We start from the raw sequence: 19,398 nt of genomic DNA on the forward strand, positions 1-19,398 counted from the left end.
TTGTAGAGAAGTCGACTCTTTAAACACATATTTAATATGGAAGTAGATCATAATTATATTTAAAAAACTTCAAGTTTTAAAAGTTATATCGAACTCCAAGATGAAAAGCTCTTGGGTTTCCTATGGTGAAGCTGTTTTCGCTTCTAAATACATTGTATGAGGCTCTTGCAGCATATAATTCATCAAGAATATTTAAAGCATGTCCCCATATTTCAATTCCTTTATAATTTAATGATGCTCTAAGATTAAAAATACTATGACCATCATAAGTAGCAGTACTAAAAGAACCATCATCATTTTGCGCTTGATTCTCGAAACTAGTATTGTAGCTTCCTACCAGTTCGTGTTCTCCTGTTATACTAAAGCCAATGTTTCCAAAATCCTTACGATAAGTAATAGCAGAAGTCCCTAATAGATTAGGAGCAGTTTCTCTTTCTGTGTCAGAATAATCTACACCAGAATCAAAAAAGTCTATATATTCATGTTTAGCATAGCTACCATTGTGTGAAATGGATAACTCTTTAAGGATTTTATAAGTAATTCCGTATTCTACTCCATAAGATCTTGTTTTACCTGCATTAGTATTAAAGAAATTATCATTTTCATCACGCAATGTGATCAATGTATTTTTTCCTTCTAAAACATATATTGCAGCGTCTAAAGTAAATTTCGATGGAATCGAATAATACCCTCCAATTTCATAATTATTATATCTACTAGGTTTTATTCCTAGTACTTGATTACGATTTCTGTATAGTGTAGAAACTTGTGGGGGAGTAAACCCTTGGGAATAATTAGCATAGATGCCTGTTTGGTTAGAAAAGTTATAATTGATTCCTAGTTTAGGAGTCAGATTATTAAAATTATCTACGGCATCTTCTACACCTACAACGCCATCTGTTTGATTGTCATAATCATATTCGAATCCATCATATCTTAATGCAGCAGTAACTTTTAATTGCTCAATAGGAGATATCTCATATTGCAAAAATCCAGCATAGTTAAAGATATTTGCTTCATAGTTTAATATAAAATCTCCTGAGTTGATTGTAAAATCTGTATTCCTTGCTGTTTCTGGATCAACAATAATACTAGTTGTTTCTGCTACGTATTTTTGCGGAGAAAAATCACCTGTAGCACCTAATATCAAAGAAGAGTTTGCAAAATCAAAATTTAGTTTATGTTGTATTAAACCTACAAAACTCTTAAATTGATTAGAGTTTATTTCTCCAGAACCAAATCCAGTTAACTGACCTTGGTCTCTAAATTGACGTACTCTGTATGATGGATTTTGATCCATTGTATTATCTCTAATAATAAAATTAAAAGAGGTTTTGTTACGATCATTCCAGAATTTATCAAATGTCGTTCTTAGTCTAAAAGTCAGAGCTTCCCGTTCAGTAAAAGTTTGATCACTTTCAAAATTCCCTCCAAAATAATCAGACTCACTTAAAGAACCAGTCATATCTGACCTGTAATCTACAATGTCCAAAACAGTTGTCCATTTTGTAGTTTCAGAAAAGTCATAGACTGTCTTAAACGTAAAGGCGAGTTTTGTGTAATCACTATGTTCTATAGGGCCATTTTTTCGTTGTACATAATGTCCTCCTAAATAAAACCCAAACTTATCATTGGTTCTGTCTGAAACTTCTAATTCATAACGAGTTAATCCAATATCATTTGTTTGAAATCCTAAGCTACCACTAAGGTTTTCTGTCGGTTTTTTGGTGATAAAATTAAAACTACCACCAATAGACTCACTACCGTAAATGCTTGATGCTGGTCCTTTAAGTACTTCTATGCGATCATAAGAAATATCATTCATTTCTAATAATGCGTTATGATTAAATACAGAAGTCGGTCGTATTTGTAATCCATCTTCAAGATATAAAAACAATGCTTTTGTAGAAATAGGGGATCGAACTGCCATGAAATGTTGTTCATTACTAGCAGCTCTAGAAGTAGACATAAAAACTCCAGGTACTTGATTAACCAGTTGGTCAATACCGAAAGCTTTTGTCTCTTCTATAGTTTTGGCGGATATAGTAGTAATAGATCCAGGAACGTCAGAGCGTTTTTGAATTTCTCTACTAGCAGAAGTTACAAAAACCTCTTCTAACGCAACATTATCTAGGGATAAACGGATAATATTGACGCCATCAGTAAGAGGAACTTGTTTCGTTGTATATCCCAAAAAACTAATGGTAACTTGATTTGAATTTTGAAGTATTATTGTAAAGTTTCCATTAATATCACTCATAACTCCATTTATCGTAGTATTAGATGCTATTATTGATGCTCCGGGTAATGGGTTGTTAGAGTTGTCTACAACTTTTCCTTGAAAAGATTGTGCGTAGCTATAAATTCCAAAAACAAGGAATATAGCAAACATTAGTATGTTTTTCATTATATATAATGTGTAGGTATAGTCACTGTTAAATAGATGTACACCTAGTTATTAATTAGTAAGTAAATATTTTATAAGGCGTATTGAAGACCTAGCGTAATGGTTTCTTTATTTCTTAATTGTATGCCATTCATATTTTGGAATAACGGAATGGAAGCTTCAAAACCAAGACGAAGGTTTTTAATACTTCCTTTAAAAGCATATAAATTAAATCCTAAACCAGCATTTGTATAGGTCATTCCAGAATTTGCAGTATCTGCAGTGATTACCATCATTGGGTTTAGATCAGGATTAGTTCCACTTATTTTATCAGTAGCTCCTAGTTCTAATCGTCCAGAAAAACTTAGCCAATCCGCAGCCGTTACAGCTATCCAATTGTTTAAACTATACTTATTTCCTAAACGATATTCATTATCATTTTCACCAATTCTAAGAGTAGTTCTTGCTTGTGTACCAAAAGAAAGAATGTTCCATTGTTTTAAATAGGTTAAAGCAATTTCAGTATCCCAAGTTCCACTTCCGATTTGCATTGGGTAGGGAAGTATTGTTTCATTTGGAGTAGAAGCAGGAGTAACATCTTTTTTGTCAATACTACCTGTAGGTATGGATAGGCCTATCTGACCGTGTAATTGTTGTTTGTTTTTATTAAAGAATTTATATAATGCTCCAATTTTAGTATCACCAAATCCAGAAGATTCTGTTTTGAATGCCCCTCCCATAGCGGTAAGATGATCCATTTCTTGTGATGAATAGTTAACCATAGCCATTAAGGTTATTTTATTATTTGGGGCATACATTATTCCTAACATGTGCATATTCATTGGCATATTAGTAGGAGTAACCATGTAAATATCATTAGGTGGTAAGGCATTAGAAAAATCCACGTTTTCGCTACCTCTATTAAGATCTTCCATGTTCATATACATGTAACTATAACTAAACATGAATTCACCTTTTCCATGTGTATGATCTCCCATTACTGATATTGGAGCGTGTCCATCTGGTCTTGATCCTGACCATTTATTTTCTTTATCTCCTTCTTGTGCGGATATAAATTGTGTTACCATTAAAATAATGGCATAGATATATGTTTTCATTTTATAAATGATTTTTAGTAGAATAAGCTGCCTTTTTCAAGAATACGCTCATAAAGAGGTATAACCAACTTGGTTTTAATAGCTTTAAATTTTAAAAAATAGCGTGCATAGTTAATCAACTAATAATAATTTTCAGTTGACTTCTATAATATGACATCACTTTTATAGTGATTATGAGAAATAAATTTCTGGAGGGTGGTCAATGTTTTTAGAAATATTTTTTTGGTATGAGTATACTGGCTTCCAGTTAGTTATATGTTCTGTTTGGAAATTTAAAATATTTTTAATTTGTAGGGTGTTATCCTCAAAGAAGAGTGGGAGAAAAGCTTCTACAATTATTGTTAAAGCATTGGTTGGAGTATCGGAAGTTGTCTTACTCATTTTCATTTGAGTCATCAGATAACACTTTCCATTACAATTTAGTTTTGGTCTTTCTTTATTGACGCAATATTTTTCTATAATAGTATCAATATTTAATTGGTAATAAAGTACATTACTAATCTCTATTACTGGTTTAATAGCAAAAGCTGTAAATATTAATATGGAAAAAAAGAGTCTCACTATACGATCTTCAAATTTGTCGCAAAGATACAATTCTTGGTATTAGTAATTAGAGGAGAGTTTCTTAAAAAAAGCCTACTATTTACATAAAGCTGCGAGTATATCATATGATTCTGTGAATTAACAGAAATAATAATTCCTCAAGCATACATTATATGCTTGAGGAATTATTTTTAATAATATTTATAAATTACCTATGTATTGTCTGGGTTCTATCCGGTCCAACAGAAACAACAGTTATTGGAGTTTCTAATTCTTTTTCCAAAAACTCAATGTAGTCATTTAGTTCCTTAGGAAATTGAGATTTATCATTCATTTTGGTAAGATCTTCTGACCAACCTTTCATCTCTGTATATACAGGCGTTACATTCTCTGGTTCGATATTGTAAGGTAGATGAGTGATTGTTTCTCCTTGATAATTATAAGCAGTACATACTTTTAGGGTTTTAAAACCACTTAGTACATCACCCTTCATCATCATTAATTGTGTTACACCATTTACGTGTACAGCGTATTTTAATGCTACTAGGTCTAACCATCCACATCTACGAGATCTTCCGGTAGTAGCACCGAATTCATTACCCACACGTCCCATAGTTTCCCCATCTTCATCAAATAACTCTGTTGGAAATGGTCCACTACCTACTCGAGTAGTGTAGGCTTTAAAAATACCAAATACTTCTTTGATCTTATTAGGAGCGACTCCTAATCCAGTACAAGCTCCGGCAGCAGTTGTGTTAGAAGATGTTACAAAAGGATACGTTCCAAAATCAATATCTAGTAAAGACCCTTGTGCACCTTCTGCCAATATTTTTTTTCCTTCTCTTTGTGCTTGATAAAGATATTCTTCACTATCAATAAAAGTTAAAGATTTTAAAGTCTTAACAGCTTCAAAGAATTCATTTTCTAATTCTTCAAGATCATATTCTATTTTTGCATCATAGAAATCGATCATAGCTTCGTGTTTATTTGCTAGGTTACGGTAACGTTCTTTCCAGTCGGTTAACTCAAGATCTCCAACACGAATACCATTTCTACCAGTTTTATCCATATAAGTTGGACCAATACCCTTTAGTGTTGAACCAATTTTAGCCTTTCCTTTAGAAGCTTCTGATACAGCATCAAGAATTCTGTGAGTAGGCAGTATTAAGTGTGCTTTTCTAGATATTACTAACTTCGATTTATAATCTAAATTAAACTTAGCTAGATTATCTAATTCTTTTTTGAATATTACAGGGTCAATAACAACACCGTTTCCTACTAAGTTAATTGCCTTATCGTGAAAAATTCCACTCGGAATCGTATGTAATACATGTTTAATACCATCAAATTCCAATGTGTGTCCTGCATTAGGACCGCCTTGAAATCTAGCTATAATATCATAATTTTTTGTAAGAACGTCTACAATTTTTCCTTTACCTTCGTCTCCCCATTGAAGACCAAGTAATAAGTTTACCGCCATTAGTTTTCTTGATTAGTTGGTTTCTTTTTAGTTCCGTAGAAATACAATGAATGATTTGTAATATCTACATCAAAAATTTCCTCGATTGTTTTTTTTATGGATTGTATTCTTGGATCACAAAACTCCAGAACTTCACCGCTGTCCGTTAGAATAAGGTGATCGTGTTGTCTGTCGAAATATGATTTTTCATATTGTGCCTGGCTTTGACCAAACTGATGTTTACGTACTAACTTACAATCTAGTAAGAGTTCTATCGTATTGTATAGTGTAGCTCTACTAACACGATAGTTTTTATTTTTCATTTTAATATATAGCGACTCAATATCAAAATGTTCTTCACTTTCATATATTTCCTGAAGTATAGCGTAACGTTCAGGTGTTTTTCTATGACCATTTTCCTCTAGAAAACTAGTAAACACATTTTTAACGATGTTTTGATCGTTTTGCGTAGTTGTTTTGGTACTCATAATGCTTAAAAAAGCAAATTTACATTATTTTTTATAAGTGAGAGACCAATTTATAAATACTTATTCAGAAAAAATAGAATGACTTATTCTCGTATAACTTTATCAATCCCATTTATTTTAGTGAGATTTTGAATTACTGTTTTTAATGTGTTTTTATTTTTAACACCAACTGTGATTTTACCAGTGAAAACCCCATCATTTGTATCAAAATTCATGTTGTAGATTGCTAAATGCATGTTGTTCGATATAACCTGGGTCACTTCATTAACGACACCTATATTATCTATTCCGTTAAGTCTAATAACAGCTTTAAATACTTCTTGGCTAGAATCGATCCATTTTGCCTGTATGATGCGATAAGCATAATTACTCTGTAATTGTAGGGCATTAGGACAATCTTTTTTATGAATTTTAATTCCTTCGTTAACGGTTATAAATCCAAAAACATCATCTCCCGCAATAGGATTACAACAATTAGATAGTTTATACTCTAGTTTTTCAGAATCTTTACCAAAAACCAAAAGGTCATATTTGGAGGTGATTTCATCCTTGTTAACAACGTCTTTTGGATTTCCTCTTCGAATTTTATTTTTGATAAAATTCATAAATACATTACTACGAGTAGTAGCGAACTCTTTAATTTTTTGATTGTCAATAGTTCCTATACCTACTCTGTAAAAGAGATCCTGACTAGTTTTAAGCTTGAAGTAGAGTACAAGTTCGTTTACTACTTTTTCGCTCATTGTTATTTTTTGAGAGCGTAGTTTACGTTTTAGTATTACTTTTCCTTCTTCGGCAATTTGTTTCTTTTCGTCACGTAGCGCAGATTTTATTTTAGACCTTGCTCTTGCAGTAGTGGCATAGTCCAGCCAGTTAGAGGAAGGTTTTGATTTCGTGGAAGTAATGATTTCTACTTGATCTCCATTATGAAGCTCGTGACTTAATGGAACTAGTTTATTGTTAACTCGAGCACCTCTGGTTCTTAGACCTACTTCTGTATGCACACTAAACCCAAAATCCAAAGCTGTAGCACCTTTGGGTAGAGATTTTAGATCGCCTTCAGGCGTAAAAACAAAAATTTCTTTAGCATACAAATTTAGCTTAAACTCCTCTACAAAATCTACGGCATTAGCTTCAGAATTTTCTAAAGCTTCTTGTAATCTATTTAACCATCCATCAAGACCTTGATCCTGCTTTTCTTCTGTGTTTTTATATTTATAATGCGCGGCGTATCCTTTTTCTGCAATCTCATGCATACGTTCACTACGAATCTGAACTTCTACCCATTGACTGTCAGGTCCTATTACAGTGATGTGCAATGCTTCATACCCAGTAGACTTAGGTTGAGAAATCCAATCTCTTAATCTAATTGGGTTAGGACGATAGTAATCTGTAACAATAGTGTAAATTTTCCAAGCAATAAACTTTTCATTTTCAATATCGTCAGCTTTGTATATAATTCTTATTGCAAATTTATCATACACCTCATCGAATGAAATGTTTTGTTTCAGAATTTTACGTCTGATTGAAAAAATAGATTTAGGTCGACCTTTTATTTCATAATCAAGCCCTTCTTTATCAAGTCCTTCTTTTATTTTATCTGAAAATCTTTTTATATAAGCATCTTGTTCTTCTTTGCTTTCTTTTATTTTTTCTAAAATATCTTTGTAAACTTCAGGTTCTGTATATTTTAATCCTAAATCTTCTAATTCAGTTTTAATATTATAAAGTCCTATTCTATGTGCTAAAGGGGCATAGATATATAAGGTTTCTGAAGCAATTTTAACCTGTTTATCAGGACGCATGGAATCCATTGTTTGCATGTTATGCAAACGATCGGCAATTTTAATAATGATAACTCTTACATCGTCGTTAAGTGTAAGTAGCATTTTTCTGAAATTTTCCGCTTGTAGCGAAATATCTCTATCCTTTTTTAAAGAAGATATTTTTGTTAATCCGTCTACAATACGTGCAACGGTTTCTCCAAACATTTGTTCAATATCTACTAAAGTATATTCAGTATCTTCAACCACATCGTGTAACAGCGCTGCGGCAATGGAGGTTGCGTCTAAACCAATTTCACTAGCTACTATCTTGGCAACAGCGATAGGGTGGAAGATGTAAGCTTCACCACTTTTACGTCGCTGATCTTTATGTGCGTCTACAGCAATATCAAAGGCCTGTCGTATTAGTTTTTTATCGTCTTTACTGAGATCACGATAACTAATACGAAGCAACTCTTTATATTGCTTTGCAATTTGCTTGTTTTCCTGTTCTATAGCGGCTTCAGTCATACTATAAAGTTTTCTTAGAAAGCCTTTTCTTTAATGTGATTGTGTGTATTATCAATGAATAAAAACTTAGTTTTTATCTTGAGTAAGAGCTAAAAATACAATTAAGAATTGTAACCACCAAGTCTATCCTAATTCATTTGTTTTCGTATATTTTTTATTCTTTGTAAAAGTGGTGGATGTGAGTAATGTATGAATACCATAGCTGGGTGAGGAGTCAAATTACTAAGGTTATTTTTGGATAATTTTTTTAAACTATTAATCAGTGCTTCACCATCATAAGAGCTCTTAGCGTAGTCATCTGCTTGGAATTCAAAGGCTCTAGAAACAACATTCATTATGAGCCCTGTAATTTCTGATATTGGACTATATAGAATTCCAAAAGCAACCAATCCAATATGAAAAGATGGTACAGCTACACCTAATGCTTCAGAAAGTAGAGGATTCGATATGAAAAGAGACAAAAACCATAACGTAACCCCTGTAAGTAAAATGGATAAAAGAAGATTTATTATAACATGTCTTTTTTTGTAGTGTCCTACTTCGTGCGCCAAAACAGCTACAATCTCTTCTTTGTTAAGATCTTTAATTAAAGTGTCGTATAATGTGATTCTTTTTTCACTTCCCAAGCCAGAGAAGTAGGCATTTGCTTTTGTACTTCTTTTAGAACCATCGATTACAAAAATATCTTTTAACTGAAACCCGACATTATTAGAGTATTCTTGAATTGTATCTCTCAGTTCTCCAGGTTCTAATGGGGTTTGTTTATTAAATAATGGAACAATAAGTTTTGCATAAAACATGTTCATTGCTAATGTGAAAATAGAAATTAGAGCCCAGGCATATATCCAGAAATTTTCTCCTGTAATTTCATAAAACCACATAATCAATGCTAGTAAGCTACCACCAACAATAATCATCATGATGATACCTTTTATTTTATCAATAAAAAAAGTCTTAGTAGTAGTTTTATTAAATCCAAACTCTTCCTCTATAACAAAGGTTTTATAATAAGCTGCAGGTGTGGATAGGATATCACTACTAATCATTATAATGCCGAAGAAAATAAGACCTACTATAATCGAATTATCTGAAAAATTTCTAGCTATTCCATCTATCCATGCAAAACCATCAAGAAAAAAGAATAATAACATAATGATTAAAGAGACCGATGAAGAAACCATCTTGAATTTATAATTAGCTTTTTTATAAGCTATAGATTTTTGATATTCATCTCCAGGATAAACATCAGAAAGTTCTTCAGGAATCCTATTGTTATAATGTCTAGCATTAAGAATGTCAAGTAAAGAATCTATAAGAAATACTATTACAATAATAGTAATCAATAGGTAAAACAGTAGGTTAGATGTCATTTGTATAGGTTTGTAGCTTTGGGATTTGTAGGTTTAGAAAGTTAATGATTTTTTAGATATCAGACAACAAAATTACGTTGTCGTTTCGCTTCAAAAATTAGTATTCCTGCAGCTACTGAAACATTCATCGAATCTATAACACCACTCATGGGTATTTTAATATTTTGTGTAGTGTTTTCTAACCACTCATCTGTTAAGCCCTTATCTTCTGTACCAACGACAATTGCAGTAGGTTTAGTATAATCTTGGGTATAATAATTTTCAGAAGATTGTAATGCAGCTCCGTAAATATTTATTTTATTATTAGTTAAGAAATTTATAATTTCTAAAGTACTGCCTGTAGCAACTTTATTTGTAAACACACATCCAACACTAGATCTAATGATATTAGGGTTATAGATATCGGTTCTTGGGTTCGCGATTAAAACAGCATCAACCTTTGCAGCATCAGCGGTACGAAGCAATGCGCCAATATTTCCTGGTTTTTCTGGGGATTCTGCAACTAAAATTAATGGGTTGTCTGTCTGTAAATCTAAATTACTAAGTAATGTTTCTTTTGATTTCGCTATAGCTAAAATACCTTCAGTTGTCGATCTATGAGAAAGTTTTTGATAAATTTCGGAGGTGATTTCAAAAAAATCGATTTCATAATCATCTGCTTTTGTTATTAAAAAAACTTCTTCTTTAGAAATAATAGAATCGCAATAATATATATGTTCTAGTTGATATCCTCCTGAAATAGCAAGGGATATTTCTCTTCTACCTTCAATAAAAAACCGATTTTCTTTTTTTCGGACTCTTGATTTATCTTTAAGCTGGTTTAAGAATTTTATTTTGGGATTCTGGTTACTCGTAATTTGTTTATGCATAAAGGCAAATATAGCAAGAGAAGAAGAAAATTATTCACTTTATAGCTGTAAAGAAGTCAAATTATTGAGCTGGTTTTTTATTTCTAAAATAATTATAGGGTATGAGGTGTCTAGTATATCCATCAATTGTATAATGTAATCAGAACTACGTTCTGTTTTTTCATAGTGTTCCATTTGTTGAAGAATAATTGCTTGTTTTGATAAGCCCAGTGTTTTGAAACTGGATTTCAGTTTGTGAGCAAGTTCTGAAATCAATGATAGATTTTTATCTTTCACTGCTGATTGTAACTTTTTGTAATCTTTTGGTGTTTCTTCTATGAATATCTGAAGTACAGATTTAATGATTTCATTATCTCCGGGAAAAGTTTGGTATAGTGTAGAAAAATCACATAATTTTTGATAATTGTTACTTGTGTTATTTCTTAGTATATCGGCAGTATTGTTAGAAGTTAGTATATTTTTTGTTAAGTTCGGTTTCAGATTATGTAATAGTTCTTCTAGTGCTTTTTCACAGATAGGTTTTGTAAGATAAAAATCCATTCCGGATTCTATCGCGGTTTTTTTAGATTCAGGAAAAACATCTGCAGAACATGCAATAATAGGAATGTTTTTTATTTTTGAGTTACTAGAGCTTCTAATATGAAAAGTCGTTTCAGGCCCATCCATAACTGGCATATGCATATCCATTAAAATTAGATCATACCTACTGTTGTTAAGTTTCTCTAATGCAATTTTTCCATTTTCAGCGATATCTGCTTGGATGTTCCAATTAGAGAATAATTGTTTGATAAAGAATTGATTCATTCGGTTGTCTTCTACGATCAGAACACACATTCCGAATAAAGAAGGAGTATTTTTTTCTTTTGATGTTGAATCCGAAAAATCTTTTGAAGATGTTAGCCTGCTTTTTTTATATTCAATCGAAAACTTGAAATCAGAACCTTGATAAGGAGTGCTTTCTGCTATTAGATTACCTCCTTGTAATTCAATAAGTTGTTTAGATATTGAAAGTCCTAAACCAGTTCCTTCTATTTTATGTTTACCTGGTTCATGAACTTGGTAAAAGCTATTAAAAATATTATGTAATTTATCTTCAGCTATTCCTATACCTGTATCCTTCACAGAGAAGTTTATCACGATACTATTAGATTCTTTTTCTTCTACTTTTATGTTTATGGTGACTTCTCCTTTTTGAGTAAATTTGATAGCATTACCTAGAAGATTTGTTAAAATCTGATTCAATCTAAACTGATCGCCAATGATGAATTTAGGTAAAGATGGGTCTATAATTGTTTTGTAATTAAGCCCTTTTTCATCTGCTTTTATTCTAAAACCTCTAGAAATATTATTAATAAGTTCGTGTATATTGAAATCTGTTTCTTGCCAAGTAAGTTTACCAGCTTCGATTTTGGAGAAATCTAAAATATCATTTACTAGCACTAAAAGATTTTCTGCGGAGAACTGAATGCCATCGAGGTTCGCCTTATCTACTTCAGGACTAGAAAACTCACTTTTTTGAAGAATACCTGTGAGACCTAATATCACGTTCAACGGAGTTCTTATTTCATGACTCATATTAGATAAGAAGATCGATTTAGCTTTTGCTGATTTTTCTGCAAACACTTTTGCTTCCCTTATGTCATTATCAATGATCTTCCTGTTTGTTATATCTCTAAAAAAAGCATTAAATAAATAATCATCCTTTGTTTTAATAGCAATTATGGTAAGTTCTACATAAACTATACTGCCATCTCTTAGAGGTACAGAAGTTTCTACTCTTTTATTAATCAATTGCCCTTCTCCAGTTTCAATATAACTTTTAAAACTACTACGTAGTTCTTCTCTTAGCTTATATGGAACAAGGGGGTAAATACTTTGTCCAATTGTTTCTTCCTTATTTACTCTTAGAATGACTTCAGCTTGTTTATTCCAATCGAGTACTATACCATCTTTATTTGCTAAAATAATTCCATCCAAAGCGGTATCCAAGATCCTGGATTTTAGATGTTCGCTATCTTTTAGATCATCTTCTATTTTTTTTCGTTCTATGATCTCTTTCGTGAGCCTTTCATTAACATCTTCTATGCTGTGTAATTGTTTTTGTAGCATTTTTAGCATTTGCTGCTTACTCGGAAAGTTGATTAGATCTTTAACAAAGATATCTTCTGGAATTACATTTAAGGTAGCGGTAAAAGAGTCGAGTAGGTGATAGGATTGGAAATGTTGTTTGTAGACATTGAGATATATATTAGCAATAGTGTTCTCGCCAAGATTTTCTTTTATTTTAAAAAATATTGTAGAAGAAAATTTCAACAATTCTTTTCTTCCTTCGGCAATTTCTATAGTATTAGAGTTGTCAAAAGTATCTAGATCAATTTTTATTTTTTCTAAACCAGAATCATTAAAAACACCAATTAACTCTATGGATTTTTCTAATACAAGGATGAGAAATATTTTACAGATAGATAGCTCTTGTCTTTTAAGTTCCTGTAAAATTGGTCTAAAATTTGGGTAACGAAATAAAAAACTATGATCAGTATGTATTTTGTCTCGGAGTTTTTGTTTGGTATAATTACGGATTGTGTTTTTTTCAATTAGATGATCTTCTAAAAGTAAATACAATTCTGGAAGTGATTGGATTTTGTTGTTTAAAGAAAGTTTATTAAAAATTTCTGTTTTAGCTTTTATATCTAGAGCATTAGTAGGTTGGTCAATCTCTTTCCAAAGAAAATTTATTAAAAATAGAATATCTTTCTCCTCTTTATTCAAGGGGGTTTTAGATTTTCTCTTTTTGGGTAGAGTTTTAAACCAATTTGGGATCATGGGGCTTTATTTGTTATTGGTCATTTCTATTTTCTAAATATCTAATATCAAAAATTAGAGTTATGAGTCATAGATTAACCTCCTGTTTTTCCCCAAAAAAAACATTTTTTAAAACAGAGTTAAAAATATACCTAACAGAATATAATTTATAAAAAGATAAGAATAGAATATTGAGTTTTCTATTTATTTTTAGCTCAGTTTGGTCAAAAATAGTGAAAAAATGGCAATTAGCACTGTTTTTTACCGATAAAAAGTATGTTTCATCGATGAAGAGTGTTTTCTGAAGTTTGATTATAATAAAAAAACCTCGCTTTATAAAGCGAGGTTTTTCTTATAAGTGAGAAAATATATTATTTAAAAATTACTTTACTTTTTCTACAATAGCTTTAAAAGCTTCTGGATTGTTCATAGCTAAATCTGCAAGAACCTTTCGGTTTAATTCGATGTTATTAGCTTTTACTTTTCCCATAAATTGAGAATAAGACATACCGTGTATACGAGCACCTGCATTAATACGAGTGATCCATAAAGCACGGAAAGTTCTTTTTTTGTTTCTACGGTCTCTATAGGCATATGACATTGCTTTATCGACTGCATTTTTTGCTACCGTCCAAACGTTTTTACGACGTCCGAAGTAACCTTTTGCTTGCTTAAGAACTCTTTTTCTTCTAGCTCTTTTCGCAACGGAATTTACTGATCTTGGCATAATTTTAAATTTTTTAGTAGTAGGCGGTCGATAAATCGACTCTTTATCTTTTTAAATTTTATAGATCTACATTGGTAAATCTCAAATTTTAAAGGCCCAACTCCTGGGTTTATAATAATTCTAACCTGATTAAAAAGCGATTACTTCAAACGTAATTGTTCTTTAATACTATTTTCATCGCTTTTGTGCACTAACGTAGAGTGCGTTAAAGCCAGCTTACGCTTTTTAGATTTTTTTGTCAAAATATGACTCTTAAAAGCGTGCTTTCTTTTGATTTTACCAGTACCCGTAAGCTTGAAACGCTTTTTAGCACTGGATTTAGTTTTCATTTTAGGCATTGTATCCTTGTTTTTATAATAATCTCACTTATTATCTTTAAAACTTCTTAATATTAAGAGGTTTTTATTACTTTGTTTTCTTAGGAGCAATAAACATTATCATTCGCTTACCTTCTAATTTTGGCATTTGTTCTACTTTACCATATTCTTCTAATTCTTGAGCAAGCCTTAATAGTAATATTTGCCCCTGATCTTTGTATATGATAGAACGTCCTTTAAAGAAAACGTAAGCTTTTAGTTTAGCTCCTTCACTTAAAAATTTGACTGCGTGTTTTTTCTTAAACTCGTAATCGTGTTCATCAGTGTTTGGGCCAAATCTAATCTCTTTGATCGTAACTTTAGTAGCCTTATTCTTAAGCGATTTGTCTCTTTTCTTTTGTTCGTATAAGAACTTTTTATAGTCCATTATTTTACAAACAGGAGGTACCGCTTTAGGAGAAATTTCCACAAGATCTAATTCTTGCTCTTCAGCAAGTGCTAATGCTTTCTTAGTTGGGTATACACCAACTTCTATGTTATCGCCTACAAGACGTACTTCCTCAACCCTAATCTTATGGTTGATTTTGTGAGCATCTTCTTTGATTACTCTTAGTGGTTTTTGAGACCTTCTTCTTCTTATTGCTATGACTAAAAATTTTTAAATTAAACTTAATTATTTTATCTATCCGTTAAACGGTTTTAACGTTCTATTTATTTCTTGTGTAATTATTTCAGTGAACTTATCAATAGTGATTGCTCCAATATCTTCTCCTCCGTGTTTTCTTACGGAAATTGTATTGTCATTTTCTTCTTGTTCCCCTACAATTACAATGTAAGGAATTTTTTTCATTTCTGCCTCTCTAATTTTCTTACCCATTGTTTCATTTCTATGATCGGCAAGGGCGCGAATTTCGTTATTTTCTAACAAATTTAAAACTTTTTCAGCGTATTTTTCATATTTCTCACTGATTGATAGTACAATAACTTGTTCAGGCATTAACCAAAGAGGGAAGTTGCCGGCAGTATGCTCTAATAAAATGGCAATAAATCTTTCCATGCTACCAAAGGGAGCTCTGTGAATCATCACTGGTCTGTGCATTTCATTGTCACTACCTTTATATTCAAGATTAAAACGCTCCGGTAAGTTATAATCTACTTGTATGGTCCCTAATTGCCAACTTCTGCCTAAAGCATCTTTAACCATAAAGTCTAGTTTTGGTCCGTAAAAAGCAGCTTCGCCAGTTTCGACTACATAATTAAGATCTTTGTCTTTTGCAGCATTTATAATTGCATTTTCTGCTTTTTCCCAATTTTCAACATCTCCAATGTACTTTTCAGGATTATTGGGATCTCTTAAGGATACTTGTGCTGTGAAATTTTCAAAACCTAAAGATCCAAAAACGTATAGTACAAGATCTATTACTTTTTTAAATTCTTCATCTAATTGATTAGGAGTACAGAAAATATGAGCATCATCTTGGGTGAAACCTCTTACTCTTGTAAGGCCATGAAGTTCTCCACTTTGTTCGTATCTGTAAACAGTACCAAACTCTGCATAACGTATAGGTAAATCTCTATAAGACCACGGGGCGCTATTATATATCTCACAATGATGAGGACAGTTCATTGGTTTTAATAGAAATTCTTCTCCTTCCGCTGGAGTATTTATTGGCTGAAAACTATCCTCTCCATATTTTGCATAGTGACCAGATGTAACATAAAGTTCTTTTTGTCCAATATGTGGAGTAACAACCATTTCATAACCTGCTTTTTTCTGAGCTTTTTTTAAGAAATTCTCTAAGCGCTCACGTAAAGCAGCTCCCTTAGGAAGCCATAAAGGTAAGCCTTGACCTACTTTTTGAGAAAAAGTAAAGAATCCAAGTTCTTTTCCTAACTTTCTATGATCTCGTTTTTTAGCTTCCTCTAATAACTCAAGATATTCTTTAAGTTCTTTTTGTTTCGGGAAAGAAGTACCGTAAACCCTAGTAAGCTGTTTGTTATTTTCATCTCCACGCCAATACGCACCAGCAACACTCATGATTTTAACAGCCTTAATAATTCCTGTGTTAGGGATATGTCCTCCTCGACATAGGTCTGTAAATGTGTCGTGATCACAGAATGTAATGGTTCCGTCTTCAAGATTTTCTATTAATTCAATCTTATATTCGTTACCTTCTTCTTTATATTTAGCTAAAGCATCAGCCTTAGAAACCGATTTCATTTTGAATTCGTGTTTCCCTCTAGCAATTTCCAACATTTTGTCTTCAATAGTCTTGAAGTCTTTTTCAGATATACTTTGATCTCCAAGGTCGACATCGTAATAGAATCCGTTGTCGATAGCAGGACCAATAGATAGTTTTACGCCAGGATATAAATCTTCTAACGCTTGCGCTAGAACGTGAGAGGTAGAATGTCTAAAAGCTTTTTTTCCATCATCATCCCTCCAAGTAAACAAAACTAAGTTTCCATCTGTTGTCAATTCTGTTGATGTCTCTATTGTGGTATCGTTGAACTTTGCAGAAATAACATTTCGCGCAAAGCCTTCACTTATATCTTTTGCAACATCTAAAGCAGTAGTACTATTACTGTATTCTCTAATCGAACCGTCAGGTAACGTAATTTTGATCATTATTTTTCTAATTAAAGAGGCAAAGATAATACGATAATAAAATCCTCACAATAATTACTGAATATTTAAAATAAATAAAGTAGATGTTCAATAAGGTTTTATTTCTTGTAGCTTAATAGTTTGGATGTGTATAGTTTTTTTAGGATTTGTTTTTTGAGGTTTAATTTTTGAGGTTTAATTTTGGAAAAAATAGAATTAAAGTAAGATGACTATTATTGTTTTAATCGAGTAGTATTTGGTTAAAGATTCAAGATCGTATTCCTTTTTGAAAATAGAATCTAGATTTCTATATAATATCATTTCAAATCAGTGCTTTATAATTTATAAAAAATGTATTTGTAGGTTATAAAAGTATGTAGATTAATACTTTTTAGGTTATAATATGAAGAAATGTAACATGTGAATTTAGACGGTAAGGTCTTAGATTAAGTGTAAGTGTAATCAGTTGGATGTCAGTAATTTTATTTCATTTGTGAGAATGATAAGTTGCTATTGTATTTGATTCTACAATGTGTGTAATTAAGAATAAAGAAAGAGATAATAAGTTGTGTAATAATTTTATGAAGATAGCGTTTTTTTGTATTGTTTTTTTGTAGTTTATTCTCTTAAATTCAGGGGGTTAATTGTATTTTAAAAACTTGGAGGACAAGGTTAAAGGTGTTAATGAATTAAATTTTGATGATTTTGCTCCATTGTCTATTGGTAAGACTGATTCATTGTCGTATGAGTGGTTAAGTAAAGCATATAATATGCTGGCTGTAGGGTGCAGTTTTAAAGGCTTAGTTAAGATTAGGGGTTAATATCTTTTAAAAGGTTTGGATTTGTTCAAAAAACAAGTTGTTTGTGAGTAGATGTCTGTTCATCATATTAGAGGTTTAACGGATTATTCCTTTCATATAAAAGTATAGCAAGGCTATTCTTTTATATGAAAGGAATATAGAGGTTAATAAAGATAATAATACTATTTATTTTTCTTTAATAATTTGGGGCAGATTTATTCCTAAAAAATAAGGGGTAAAAATGCTCTTTATTATAAAAAAATGGCTTGTGAAGTTTCTGAAGAATATAGGGCAAGAAGGTATTGTATAGAAAGTATGAGTGATTGTTATTTAAAAATGGGGAGATTTGATGAGGCTATTTCTTACGGAGAACTAGTTTAGGAAATGTTTGAAGATAAAGATTTAAAGTTTGTGCTTCTTTTTTTAGAATACAATGGTACAAGCTTATCATAATGAAAAGCAGTATCAAAAGACTATTAGTATATATGAAAGTTTGTTGGAAAAAGTAAAATAAAAAGAGTTTGTTGATATCGAGATTCAAATTTTAGAAAATCTTAGCCATTCATTAAAAACACAAAAGAAATATAAAGAAGAGGAGGAGCTTACTATCTATAAATATAAACTGAAAGATTCTTTGGTTAAGATTCAAAAAGAGAAGGAGATTACAGAATTATGAATTAAGTACGATATTCTTGATTGGGAAAGGAAAATCGAATTATTAAAAAAGAATCAGGAAATTAAGGATAATCTTTTGTTATTGGATCGGAAGCATATGAGATTGCTCTTCTGTGTACTCTTTATTATAACTGTTTCTGTTTTATTTTCTTAATTGTGTATAAAAAAGTTGGTAAAAAAAATAAACTTAGTAAACAGCAAGAAGAAATTGATGACGAATTCACAAAGTCATTGATTAAAGAACAAGAATAAAAATTAGTAAAAACTTTATTAGATGTTCAGGATACGGAGTGAAACGTATCGCGAAGGATTTACAAGACAGTACTGGGGGTAATTGGTGGTTATAAATCTAAAATTAAGATCGATAAATCGACAAAATCAAGAGCTCAATTTAGTAAAGGAATAAATAGGTAAAACTTAGTAGCTTGTTAGAAAGATTTCTCATAATCTTATTCCTGATAATTTTTACGGGAATAAATTCGGAGATGTTTTAAAGGAGTACCTGAATGATATGGTAGCTGCTAATAATATAAAAATGACTTTTAGTGTGTTTCCTGAAAATATAGTTGATGTGTTAGATGAAAAGTTGTCAGTTGAAGTTTTTAGGATTGTTCGGGAATTATTTGGTAACACCTTTTAAACATGCAAAAGCTAATATGATTACTTTATAGATAGATGTGTTAAACGATGATATTCATATTATTTATGAGAATAATGGTATTGGGGTTAAGCCCTGCGTTGGGAAAGAAGGGATAGGATTAAAGAGTATTAGGAGTAGGTTAGAGAAGCTTAATGGAAAACTTGTTATCGATTCTGTTTTAAATAGAGGGACAATTTTAGATATAGAAATAAGAGGAGTAAAGTAAAACATAGCTTCATACTTTCCGGAAACCAATGTTTTGGTTCCTTATAACCATTATGCAGATAAGAGCAATACTCCAA

At 31.4% G+C, this 19,398-nt stretch carries 15 protein-coding genes; 2 read left to right on the forward strand and 13 right to left on the reverse strand.

The window, feature by feature from the left end:
• Positions 1-76 precede the first annotated feature (76 nt).
• From Q0921_RS23935 to thrS, 13 genes are all read right to left on the reverse strand, one after another.
• Complete coding sequence (locus Q0921_RS23935; RefSeq protein ID WP_299261545.1) at positions 77-2,407, reverse strand: TonB-dependent receptor; 2,331 nt, start codon at positions 2,405-2,407, stop codon at positions 77-79.
• 71 nt (positions 2,408-2,478) lie between these two features.
• Positions 2,479-3,504 carry a transporter gene (locus Q0921_RS23940; RefSeq protein ID WP_299261547.1) on the reverse strand — a complete coding sequence of 342 codons (1,026 nt, stop codon included), beginning with the start codon at positions 3,502-3,504 and terminating at the stop codon, positions 2,479-2,481.
• 171 nt (positions 3,505-3,675) lie between these two features.
• Positions 3,676-4,065: a hypothetical protein gene (locus Q0921_RS23945; RefSeq protein ID WP_299261549.1), complete on the reverse strand. Its 390-nt coding sequence runs from the start codon at positions 4,063-4,065 to the stop codon at positions 3,676-3,678.
• Between the two features lie 190 nt (positions 4,066-4,255).
• Positions 4,256-5,527 carry an adenylosuccinate synthase gene (locus Q0921_RS23950; RefSeq protein ID WP_299261551.1) on the reverse strand — a complete coding sequence of 424 codons (1,272 nt, stop codon included), beginning with the start codon at positions 5,525-5,527 and terminating at the stop codon, positions 4,256-4,258.
• Positions 5,527-5,994: a Fur family transcriptional regulator gene (locus Q0921_RS23955; protein ID WP_091412900.1), complete on the reverse strand. Its 468-nt coding sequence runs from the start codon at positions 5,992-5,994 to the stop codon at positions 5,527-5,529. Before Q0921_RS23955 ends, Q0921_RS23950 begins: the two co-directional genes overlap by 1 nt.
• A gap of 83 nt (positions 5,995-6,077) precedes the next feature.
• Positions 6,078-8,288 carry a RelA/SpoT family protein gene (locus tag Q0921_RS23960; RefSeq protein WP_299261553.1) on the reverse strand — a complete coding sequence of 737 codons (2,211 nt, stop codon included), beginning with the start codon at positions 8,286-8,288 and terminating at the stop codon, positions 6,078-6,080.
• A 128-nt stretch (positions 8,289-8,416) separates the two neighbouring features.
• Positions 8,417-9,658, reverse strand: a complete 1,242-nt coding sequence (locus Q0921_RS23965) for a M48 family metallopeptidase (RefSeq protein WP_299261555.1) — start codon at positions 9,656-9,658, stop codon at positions 8,417-8,419.
• 59 nt (positions 9,659-9,717) lie between these two features.
• Positions 9,718-10,527 carry an RNA methyltransferase gene (locus tag Q0921_RS23970; RefSeq protein ID WP_299261557.1) on the reverse strand — a complete coding sequence of 270 codons (810 nt, stop codon included), beginning with the start codon at positions 10,525-10,527 and terminating at the stop codon, positions 9,718-9,720.
• A gap of 39 nt (positions 10,528-10,566) precedes the next feature.
• The gene (locus Q0921_RS23975) at positions 10,567-13,350 is read right to left on the reverse strand and encodes an ATP-binding protein (protein ID WP_299261559.1); all 2,784 of its coding nucleotides are present in this window, start codon (positions 13,348-13,350) and stop codon (positions 10,567-10,569) included.
• 361 nt (positions 13,351-13,711) lie between these two features.
• On the reverse strand, positions 13,712-14,056 hold the full coding sequence (gene rplT / locus Q0921_RS23980; RefSeq protein ID WP_027394179.1) for a 50S ribosomal protein L20: 345 nt from the start codon (positions 14,054-14,056) through the stop codon (positions 13,712-13,714).
• Between the two features lie 140 nt (positions 14,057-14,196).
• Positions 14,197-14,394, reverse strand: coding sequence for a 50S ribosomal protein L35 (gene rpmI, locus Q0921_RS23985; RefSeq protein WP_027394180.1), 198 nt, complete (start codon positions 14,392-14,394; stop codon positions 14,197-14,199).
• A gap of 67 nt (positions 14,395-14,461) precedes the next feature.
• Complete coding sequence (gene infC / locus Q0921_RS23990; RefSeq protein WP_299261569.1) at positions 14,462-14,977, reverse strand: translation initiation factor IF-3; 516 nt, start codon at positions 14,975-14,977, stop codon at positions 14,462-14,464.
• 78 nt (positions 14,978-15,055) lie between these two features.
• The gene (thrS, locus tag Q0921_RS23995; protein ID WP_299261561.1) at positions 15,056-17,002 is read right to left on the reverse strand and encodes a threonine--tRNA ligase; all 1,947 of its coding nucleotides are present in this window, start codon (positions 17,000-17,002) and stop codon (positions 15,056-15,058) included.
• Positions 17,003-17,640: 638 nt separating this feature from the next.
• On the opposite strand from thrS, the gene Q0921_RS24000 reads away from it, so the two are divergent.
• Positions 17,641-17,802: a hypothetical protein gene (locus Q0921_RS24000; protein ID WP_299261563.1), complete on the forward strand. Its 162-nt coding sequence runs from the start codon at positions 17,641-17,643 to the stop codon at positions 17,800-17,802.
• A 1,331-nt stretch (positions 17,803-19,133) separates the two neighbouring features.
• A complete protein-coding gene (locus tag Q0921_RS24005; RefSeq protein WP_299261565.1) occupies positions 19,134-19,322 on the forward strand; it encodes a hypothetical protein in 189 nt (62 codons plus the stop codon).
• The last annotated feature ends 76 nt before the right edge of the window (positions 19,323-19,398 follow it).

This window comes from uncultured Aquimarina sp., assembly GCF_947496855.1.
In the GTDB taxonomy this organism is placed as follows: Bacteria; Bacteroidota; Bacteroidia; order Flavobacteriales; family Flavobacteriaceae; genus Aquimarina.

Bases quoted from the DNA above. Each gene is read 5' to 3' on its own strand.
- Q0921_RS23935 (WP_299261545.1), bottom strand. From the start codon at position 2,407: ATGAAAAACATACTAATGTTTGCTATATTCCTTGTTTTTGGAATTTAT.
- Q0921_RS23940 (WP_299261547.1), bottom strand. From the start codon at position 3,504: ATGAAAACATATATCTATGCCATTATTTTAATGGTAACACAATTTATA.
- Q0921_RS23950 (WP_299261551.1), bottom strand. From the start codon at position 5,527: ATGGCGGTAAACTTATTACTTGGTCTTCAATGGGGAGACGAAGGTAAA.
- Q0921_RS23955 (WP_091412900.1), bottom strand. From the start codon at position 5,994: ATGAGTACCAAAACAACTACGCAAAACGATCAAAACATCGTTAAAAAT.
- Q0921_RS23960 (WP_299261553.1), bottom strand. From the start codon at position 8,288: ATGACTGAAGCCGCTATAGAACAGGAAAACAAGCAAATTGCAAAGCAA.
- Q0921_RS23965 (WP_299261555.1), bottom strand. From the start codon at position 9,658: ATGACATCTAACCTACTGTTTTACCTATTGATTACTATTATTGTAATA.
- Q0921_RS23970 (WP_299261557.1), bottom strand. From the start codon at position 10,527: ATGCATAAACAAATTACGAGTAACCAGAATCCCAAAATAAAATTCTTA.
- Q0921_RS23975 (WP_299261559.1), bottom strand. From the start codon at position 13,350: ATGATCCCAAATTGGTTTAAAACTCTACCCAAAAAGAGAAAATCTAAA.
- rplT (WP_027394179.1), bottom strand. From the start codon at position 14,056: ATGCCAAGATCAGTAAATTCCGTTGCGAAAAGAGCTAGAAGAAAAAGA.
- rpmI (WP_027394180.1), bottom strand. From the start codon at position 14,394: ATGCCTAAAATGAAAACTAAATCCAGTGCTAAAAAGCGTTTCAAGCTT.
- thrS (WP_299261561.1), bottom strand. From the start codon at position 17,002: ATGATCAAAATTACGTTACCTGACGGTTCGATTAGAGAATACAGTAAT.